This is a genomic window from Cyanobium sp. WKJ7-Wakatipu, from assembly GCF_024345355.1.
In the GTDB taxonomy this organism is placed as follows: Bacteria; Cyanobacteriota; Cyanobacteriia; order PCC-6307; family Cyanobiaceae; genus Cyanobium_A; species Cyanobium_A usitatum.
This window is the reverse complement of the sequence record NZ_JAGQAY010000052.1, coordinates 1-7,636: the sequence shown is the minus strand read 5'-3', so window position 1 is coordinate 7,636 and position 7,636 is coordinate 1. Positions and strand designations below refer to the sequence as shown.

Sequence of the window (7,636 nt, the reverse complement as noted above, 5' to 3'; positions counted from 1 at the left end):
TACGAATCAATTTGCCGACAATATTGCATTGCTTGAGCACTTATGATCTGCTGCGACGATGCCGAAAGGCATTTTTTTATGGTGATCAGAGGCTGGCAAATCTCGTAAATTTCGAGGTACCCTTAAGTTTCCCGAAAAATGAGTCCATAAAAAAGGACGGGATTTACTCAGGACTCTACAACCTCCAGTAAATCCTCAATCCCACAATCCAACACCGTCACCACCTTCCCTGCCAGATCCAGCGACAGTGCCGATGCCGCCTTCTGATCGTTTCGTGCCAGTCGGGTGATGGTTGTCGCTGCCACCCCTGCTGCCACTGCCAGAGCGTTCATCGTGATTGCTTTCTCACCCACCTCAGCACGACGCAGATTTGCCTTGGCGAGTGCCTTGGCGAGAGTCAGACGAACTTGCTTTGCCATAAGGGGCACGATACCTCAAGCACCGTGAAAGGGCAAAGCAGTTCCCGCTGCCTATGCTCCAGTGCTTAGCACAGAGAGCAGAGCGTTAGGCGCCAAACCAGAGCACTACCTGAACCACGACAAATCCCACCAGGGCGACGAAGGCAAGAAGTGATGGGAAACCAGTCGCGACCATACCGACTCCGCTTACGACCCCATTTCTAAAGCAAATCTGAAACGATGCCGTAGCGATACATACATCATCGCCAAGTAGAACATTTCTCAATGCTTTAGCGCTTTACGCGCTCACACCTCAGTTCCGTGTGCTATGATTACTGCGTTGAGGGCAAGAAGTTCATTAGAAACCCGCCCTCTCAACCCACTCACCCGAATCCCACAGAGGATCAGACCAATGCCAACCGATTTCTCCACCATTGACCTTGCGACCCTCAATGCCGCCCAGGGCGTAATGGTTGCTGCTCTTCGTGACCGCTGCTGCCAGTGGGAGCAGGATTCTGCCGATGCTGCTGCGGGCGGAAACCTCAGTGCTGCCTCAATGATTCAGCACTGGGCGTTTGCTGCTGACTTGCTTTCCACCACCATCAGCACTGAATTCACGAATTTGTTCTCCCAGGCACTCACTGCCCGCTTTGGCGACCTGACCCCCAATACCCACCGCTCAGTTGCCGATCAGGTGCTGGATGCGGTTGCTCTGGAGGTAGCGGCATCGCAGGAGACGCCAGAACTGGTTGCGGTTTGATGTCTTTAGAGCATCAAGCACCACATCCTGCTGCTTTGATGCTATAATTTCAGTGTTGAGGGGCAAGAAACTCATAGCAGTTCGCCCCTCCAACCCTTTTCCCTGAAACCCACAGAGGTTCTATCCGATGCGCTTTCTTGTTCCTGCTGGTGCTGGCGGAATCCCCTGCCACACTTCATTCACTCGCCCCAGCAGAAATGGCATACGACCATCCCGATGCTCCTAAGCAGTTCGGCATCCGCCTAAGTGAGGACACGATGAAACTGGTCTCTGAAATCCAGCATCACCGCCAACGCACCAATCAACCCATCACCCTCTCCTCAATCGTGGAAGACGCTATCCAGTGTCACTACAACCGACTGGTGAATGAGGGCGCAATCAAAAATGACTGATGGCACCACCAATCTCCCCGTCTGATCTTCAGCGGGTTCTCAAGACACTGCCACCAGAGACACCAGACCCATTCCCCCATCTGGCAGACCTCAATGCCGACCAACTGATTCAGCGTCGGGTGGAGGTAACAGGCACCATCAAAACCCTGGAGCAGGAACGGCAGGTGATTGACTCTGAACTGCTTTCCACCTATGGCGATGCTGAACTGCGTTTTGGTGTTCGTGCCCCTGGTGGTTGGGTTCTCAAGCAGCGGTCACGAACCAGTTGGGAATACGACTCAGATACTCGTGCTGCGATCAAGGGTCTTCAGGGTCAGGCACAACGGGATGGTCGGGCACAACCACTGGTGAGCACCTACCTTTGCCTGACCCAGGAAAGCACCTGAAACTCACTGCCGAGCATTAGACGCCAAAGACCTGCTGTAGATGGGCGATGGGATTGGCACCCTCCTCGCCACCAACAACCCAAAACTCCGTGCTGCCACTTCTCAGCAGGGCACGGAAGTCATCGGCGTCAATCAAAATCCCGCAGTGCTCCGCTAAGGCGACCATCTCCTCTGGGGTGCTGGCGGCATAGAACTCACGCCCCAATTCTGGTTCCTCATCCATCCGATAGAGGAAGTGATCCAGGGCATCCAGTAGCGGTGAGGCGGAGCAATCCACCCAGGGTGCTCAAGAGGTGGAAACCATTGTCGTCAAGAGCGGGTCTGCCCTACAAATAACTTAACAGCACCAGCGTGAGATGCTATACTCTAAGCGCTGAAACCCACAGAGGTTCACTCCAATGCTCAAGACTTCAACCAACGGCACTCAGGCAACCACTGCCGTCAAGTTCTCTCTTCGCCCCACTGCCGAAACCTTGGCGGATCTCTCGCGCCCGATTGACCCACGGCACCTGAAAACCAGGAAGCAGGGCACAGCAACCCTGACCTACTGCCCCTGGAACACCATTGCCCGCCACCTTCACCATCGTGCTCCTGGTTGGTGTTGGGAGGTTCAGAGCGTTCAGGAGGTTGGTGGTGCCGTTGTGGTCACTGGGCGTTTGACCATCCCCACTGCCGATGGAGACCTGCTCCATTACTCGGCGGTGGCATCAGAACCGTTGGAGTCGGCATCCAAAGCACCTGCTGCTGAGGTTGCTGCGTCCTCGTGTCTCAGGAGAGCAGCGGCGTTGGCGGGGTTGGGGTTGGAGTTGTGGGGTTGATCCAATGAGCATCAATATCATCATCCAGTGGCAGGATCAGTTCGGCAAATGGCAGCAGTACCAGACCGTTCACCACGAAGGCAACGCCTATCAGATCGCCAAGCAACGGGCACGATCCACCGGCAAGCGTCACAGACTTGTGGATGAGTCGGGAGCACTTCTGGACTTGATTGATCCATAAGACCCCGTAGAGATGCCTACAAGGTGCTCTGGTGCCCTGCAGTTATGTCCCTTGCCCGTTGTTGCCCGAGTGCCACCTCTAACGCCTATATGCCTCTACCAGAGCAGGATTGAGGGCACTAATCAGATTACTGGAGTTCATCACCTAATCGCAATAAATCATGCTACGCATGATTCACTTCGTGAAATAAAATTATTATTCGGTTTTCAAGTTTCATATGTCCATTGTAAGGTAATTTGCCGTTAATGTCAATACAGTACTTGACAGAATCTCATTTTAGCAGTAGAATAGGTTTGTTCCGGATAAAGATAAGGACTGCGTACTTAAAGAACTCTAAGATACTCTAAGACTCTTAGGGTTCGAACCCAATAAAAACACCAATAAACTGTCGAAGACAATGCTCGAAGAGCATTCTATAGAGTTTTGAATAGAATCCGTACAGATTCAATCTAGAAATAACAGTCGTAGAATAGCGGTTAAAAACATAAGACGCTGATTCATCCTGAATGCCATTAAGCGAGCACTCTATCATCAAGAGCGTTAAGCAATGAACTTGTCTATATAATCTGTAGAGACAAACTTATCAGACTCGCTTGGTCCGCCAGAGGGAGAATCAAGTACCTGATATTTCATAAGACTGGTAGAGGTGGGTCTAACACTCTGAGGAATAAGGAGTGCGAAGAAATCGCTGAGTTTCAAAAATCTCAAAGACCTCTAAGACTCAACACAACCCCAGAGACCGCTAAAAGACCTCCACCGATGCTGAGAACAACCAGAGGACAGGAACATACAAATGACGCGAACTAAGACAAGGAACAATCATAAGAGAACTGCGCAAGCAGATTTCCGACCAAAGGGAGGAAATTCTCAACAACCTCTTCAGGATAATCAGTACCGCAAGGCACTTGAGACCTACATCCAGTCCCAGTGGAACAATCAACAACCCGATTGGTTCATCACTATTCAATGGACACCGGCACCCTATACCTTTGGACAAGCATCACATCACGCTAAACACTTCAGGAACATCTTCTTGACCAGTGTTTACTCCTGCTCCCTCAAGAAACTACCACGACCAGAGGATCGCTGTAGGTTGATCTGGTTTCATGAGAGAGCACAAGATCCTAAAGGTCGCCTCATCTACCACTCCCACCTGCATGTTAGCAACCATCCAGAAACCATCTTAACCGCCTTGGATATTCACTGGATCATCGATACCAAAGTGGCACCAGGGTTTAAATGCCTCAAGCATCTACACCGCAGTAGAGATCCAGCAATCGTCATCAAATCCTGGAACAAGACACATCACAGCAACTATAACCTCAAGGACTACTACACCTATAAGCACCATCAGGATGCCGATCTGGTCTTGGACTACGAAATATCAGATCTAATCACGACTAAATAGAAGCACACCAGCAATTCATCCTATGAGTACCCGAAATACCAATGCCCCTTTTGAAACCGTTAACTTCTATTTTGGCGAACAACATCTGGACACCCTACAGGAATTTGATCAACTATCACATGCACTTAAGCGATCCAGAACTGGCACCTTACATTATCTCCTAACCCACTATAAGTGGTATCACAAACACAATTTAGTGTCATTAGGATAAGACAATGTGGTCAGAAAAGGAGCATATAGAGGCAAGCATCAACTTCATCAAAAAGCAACTGGATTCACTGGAGCACTACCTGCCAGAGACCTATTCATATCTCATGGAGGAAATGGACGCACAGCAGCGGAACCTAATAGAACTAAAAGTAAAAGACTTTTATCAGAACCTATTACTTGAACAGCAGAACCATAACCCCGACTTGCCAAATCAAACAATAAGTGACTCCAGTTCAAAAGACCCCTATGAGATCAATAAATGAAATCATCTACACTCCAGCGGATTCTGGAGAACTACCGCAGTTCCCAATACCGCACAACTGGTTCAGGTCGGAGAGTTCAGTGGGACGAACCAGGTGAAGATGATACTCCTGAAGTCCAACAGCACAATGCCTTCTTGGCAAGGAGACTTAAACAGAAGCAGGACGCAAAAGAACGCCTCAAATCCAAAGGTGCTGTGCCCTCCAGAAATGGCAAACCAATCTTTGAAGGCAGTGGGGATGTCCAGCAGTTCGCCCTATCCTTTCGCCGTCATTATTACTCAAGTCGCCCTATGCGGTTTAAAGAATGGATTGAGGTCGTGGCAGAGTTGCTGGACGACCTCTGAAGTTTATTCGTGTTTGGCAGTCAAAATCGAACTAGTATCATGAGTCTACAAAAGTAGTGTCATGGGTTCAAAAAAATCCGGCAGGAAATTTTTTCCGCCAGAACCCATTCGACTCAGGATTGCTCCATCAGAAGTTCCAGTGCATTCTTCTCTACAGCACCACCATCTTTACTGACCCGAAAGACTGTAACTCGATCATCCTTCTGATAAGACCCACCGCTTTTCTTGGTGCTCTGATCAAGTCCTAATGCAACCCAACGGTTCCATCTCTCACCACTCAACCGTTGCTTGTCGATCAGACCGTTCTTATGGGGGTTGAACAGGTATCCATTCTCTTCGGCGATTTCCTTCAACAATCCCAGGAGCACGGAGTCTGTCTGCCTAGCACCTGGAACACGCTCCCGAATCAGAGCATAGAATTGCTCACAAAAGACTTCTTCACCACCTTCTGCCGCCTCCTGGAGCACACCCAGCAGCGTCTCCAGTAGATCCTTCCGACCACAACGGCGAATCAGATTAACTCGCTTATGAATCTCACTCTCCTCATCGAACTTCGGCAGACCCTGCTTCAAATAAACCTGGATGCACTCAAAGATGAACTGGTAGAACTCGCTCCAGTCAGAATCACTCCAGTCTGCACTGCACAACTCCATGCCACCATGAACATCAGCAGGGGTTGTCCCATCCTTCTCCAGCAGTTCACGGTAAAAAGATGAGACCTCCACCAGCACCTGACGACGGCGATGCGAAGTGTCCGACCCAGGAATCGGATGATTGGTTGTGATTACAATCTTCGGTGCCCGATGCCCTGGGATTGATGTCGGATTCTGCCTTAATCGCCGAATGTGAAAATCACCAGTGATATGCGGGAAAATGTCGTCGAAGGTGAAATTTTCGGAAGCATCATCGAAATTCACCAACTCATGGGTCTCATTGACTCCTGCCAGGGCAAAACGATCCTGAGTTGATCTCTTGAATGCTTTGCCATCCAGATTGATCGTATGAAGCACTTCTGAGAGACAACGAATCAGCAAACTCTTTCCCGTGCCGCCATGACTGCCACCGATCAGATTTTCATCGTCCAGACGATCAATCAGAATCACGCATTTTCGCTGTGACTCACGATGATAGCGATGGCAAAGGTATCCGATAACCACCTGTAGTCGCTCAAAGGATCGCTGATCGATGTCTCCGTTGGCATCGCGGGAGAGATTCGCCACGAAGGAGCGAAAATGATGCGAACCAAGAGTCTCCTCTGACGCCCGATAATGTCGCACTGAGATACTATCGTTCCAAACAAATTTGCCGTCAGGAAGTGCATTATAAGGAATCGCCTCTGTCACCTTGTCACTTGTGATTTCAATATAACCGTTAGCAAAGAATCGATGCGATGAATTCTTGGAATCCCTTAGAACCTCTTTGCCCTCAAGGTAGGGAACCGAAGTTAGAACATTCTTGCCAAAGAACTGCCCCTTCTTGAAGTGAATTTTTTGGTAGACGTTCTTGTATCCAGACTCCTCAAGAACCTTTCGAATTACAGTCTCAAACTGCTGCTCATTAATCACTTCAACACGATTTTCAAAGAAGTAGACGAGTTGATGATGAGGTACTCCCTTAGATTCCTGATCAGGGAGACTATAAATTCCGACTGATGGAAGAAAGTCATTGAGATAGCGGACGATATGTTCTTCACCGAGGTCTTGGAGATTCCCATCTTCATCCTCATCCCAGAAGCATATGGCAGGATTTGTTCGCACCTTCTCTGCGATGTCACGGATTTGAGAATAAAGTAGTGTTTTCATTCAATAATATTTTGATCAACCTGTCGATTATATCCTCATTGGTTGCTTCTTGTCAAGCGGAGGTTGACCATCGTGCGACCTTATGGCACTTGGCGGATCACACAACGGCAGGTGACAAGGTGACAACTATGTCTTGGAGACTGCTTTAGATACTTATAGTCTATTCGTTTCATAATCAACCAATCCCCTGGATGAATCCATGCCTCCGCCCTCTTAGCATTTGGTTCTTCTTCGATGAATCCTAGGCAGGTTCGTTGGAGCATTTCCGCTGAGGTCATCCCGTTCTGGGCGAAAACATCGATTCCATCGCATAGAACGAACTCACTCCTACAATTCCCTGGGACTATTTGACATCCAGCGGAAATCAAGGTATAATATTATAGCAGTTATCAATACGCATAAAATTATGGAACCAATTTTTCTGCGAATCAACGATGTCATCAAGTTGACCTCTATCTCACGCTCATCTATTTACAGGATGATGAGCGAAGGTGACTTCCCACTCCAAATCTCCATTGGGAACCGCCAAGTCCGCTGGTCAAGACAGGACGTGATTACCCATAAGCCTCCGCAAGCCTGAGATCGCGCTCCGTGCAAGGCGTGCAGCAGCAGACTGCATTGGCGATCCGTTCCGTCATCGCAACCATTGAGAAACGCCGGTTGAAGCGGAAGCA

At 49.2% G+C, this 7,636-nt stretch carries 10 protein-coding genes; 7 read left to right on the top strand and 3 right to left on the bottom strand.

All coding sequences use genetic code 11. The features are described 5' to 3' along the window. Nucleotides 1-167 precede the first annotated feature (167 nt). A complete protein-coding gene (locus KBY83_RS15020; protein WP_255020373.1) occupies nucleotides 168-419 on the bottom strand; it encodes a helix-turn-helix domain-containing protein in 252 nt (83 codons plus the stop codon). A gap of 391 nt (nucleotides 420-810) precedes the next feature. Between KBY83_RS15020 and KBY83_RS15015 the strand changes: the two genes are divergently transcribed. The 3 genes from KBY83_RS15015 to KBY83_RS15005 all read left to right on the top strand — a co-directional run bounded on the left by KBY83_RS15015 (nucleotide 811) and on the right by KBY83_RS15005 (nucleotide 1,936). After that, entirely contained in the window at nucleotides 811-1,158 is a 348-nt protein-coding gene (locus KBY83_RS15015) for a hypothetical protein (protein WP_255020372.1), read from the top strand. Between the two features lie 137 nt (nucleotides 1,159-1,295). Continuing rightward, nucleotides 1,296-1,550: a hypothetical protein gene (locus KBY83_RS15010; protein WP_255020371.1), complete on the top strand. Its 255-nt coding sequence runs from the start codon at nucleotides 1,296-1,298 to the stop codon at nucleotides 1,548-1,550. Next, a complete protein-coding gene (locus KBY83_RS15005) occupies nucleotides 1,550-1,936 on the top strand; it encodes a hypothetical protein (protein ID WP_255020370.1) in 387 nt (128 codons plus the stop codon). The genes KBY83_RS15010 and KBY83_RS15005 overlap by 1 nt, the downstream gene beginning before the upstream one ends. A gap of 16 nt (nucleotides 1,937-1,952) precedes the next feature. Here KBY83_RS15005 and KBY83_RS15000 read toward each other — a convergent pair whose 3' ends face one another. After that, on the bottom strand, nucleotides 1,953-2,213 hold the full coding sequence (locus tag KBY83_RS15000; protein WP_255020369.1) for a Nif11-like leader peptide family natural product precursor: 261 nt from the start codon (nucleotides 2,211-2,213) through the stop codon (nucleotides 1,953-1,955). Between the two features lie 545 nt (nucleotides 2,214-2,758). On the opposite strand from KBY83_RS15000, the gene KBY83_RS14995 reads away from it, so the two are divergent. The 3 genes from KBY83_RS14995 (at nucleotide 2,759) to KBY83_RS14985 (ending at nucleotide 5,160) form a co-directional block, all read left to right on the top strand. Further along, nucleotides 2,759-2,935: a hypothetical protein gene (locus tag KBY83_RS14995; RefSeq protein WP_255020368.1), complete on the top strand. Its 177-nt coding sequence runs from the start codon at nucleotides 2,759-2,761 to the stop codon at nucleotides 2,933-2,935. A 793-nt stretch (nucleotides 2,936-3,728) separates the two neighbouring features. Beyond that, nucleotides 3,729-4,343, top strand: a complete 615-nt coding sequence (locus KBY83_RS14990) for a hypothetical protein (RefSeq protein WP_255020367.1) — start codon at nucleotides 3,729-3,731, stop codon at nucleotides 4,341-4,343. A gap of 469 nt (nucleotides 4,344-4,812) precedes the next feature. Then, on the top strand, nucleotides 4,813-5,160 hold the full coding sequence (locus tag KBY83_RS14985) for a hypothetical protein (protein WP_255020366.1): 348 nt from the start codon (nucleotides 4,813-4,815) through the stop codon (nucleotides 5,158-5,160). 113 nt (nucleotides 5,161-5,273) lie between these two features. Here the strand turns inward: KBY83_RS14985 and KBY83_RS14980 are convergent, their stop codons facing one another. Next, a complete protein-coding gene (locus KBY83_RS14980; RefSeq protein ID WP_255020365.1) occupies nucleotides 5,274-6,962 on the bottom strand; it encodes a primase-helicase family protein in 1,689 nt (562 codons plus the stop codon). Between the two features lie 406 nt (nucleotides 6,963-7,368). On the opposite strand from KBY83_RS14980, the gene KBY83_RS14975 reads away from it, so the two are divergent. Continuing rightward, nucleotides 7,369-7,542, top strand: a complete 174-nt coding sequence (locus tag KBY83_RS14975; RefSeq protein ID WP_255020364.1) for an AlpA family transcriptional regulator — start codon at nucleotides 7,369-7,371, stop codon at nucleotides 7,540-7,542. Nucleotides 7,543-7,636 lie beyond the last annotated feature (94 nt).

What these genes read in the sequence shown, in the direction of transcription:
- KBY83_RS14985 (WP_255020366.1), top strand. Translation starts at nt 4,813, where the DNA reads ATGAAATCATCTACACTCCAGCGGATTCTGGAGAACTACCGCAGTTCC.
- KBY83_RS14975 (WP_255020364.1), top strand. Translation starts at nt 7,369, where the DNA reads ATGGAACCAATTTTTCTGCGAATCAACGATGTCATCAAGTTGACCTCT.
- KBY83_RS15015 (WP_255020372.1), top strand. Translation starts at nt 811, where the DNA reads ATGCCAACCGATTTCTCCACCATTGACCTTGCGACCCTCAATGCCGCC.
- KBY83_RS15020 (WP_255020373.1), bottom strand. Translation starts at nt 419, where the DNA reads ATGGCAAAGCAAGTTCGTCTGACTCTCGCCAAGGCACTCGCCAAGGCA.
- KBY83_RS14990 (WP_255020367.1), top strand. Translation starts at nt 3,729, where the DNA reads ATGACGCGAACTAAGACAAGGAACAATCATAAGAGAACTGCGCAAGCA.
- KBY83_RS14995 (WP_255020368.1), top strand. Translation starts at nt 2,759, where the DNA reads ATGAGCATCAATATCATCATCCAGTGGCAGGATCAGTTCGGCAAATGG.
- KBY83_RS15005 (WP_255020370.1), top strand. Translation starts at nt 1,550, where the DNA reads ATGGCACCACCAATCTCCCCGTCTGATCTTCAGCGGGTTCTCAAGACA.
- KBY83_RS14980 (WP_255020365.1), bottom strand. Translation starts at nt 6,962, where the DNA reads ATGAAAACACTACTTTATTCTCAAATCCGTGACATCGCAGAGAAGGTG.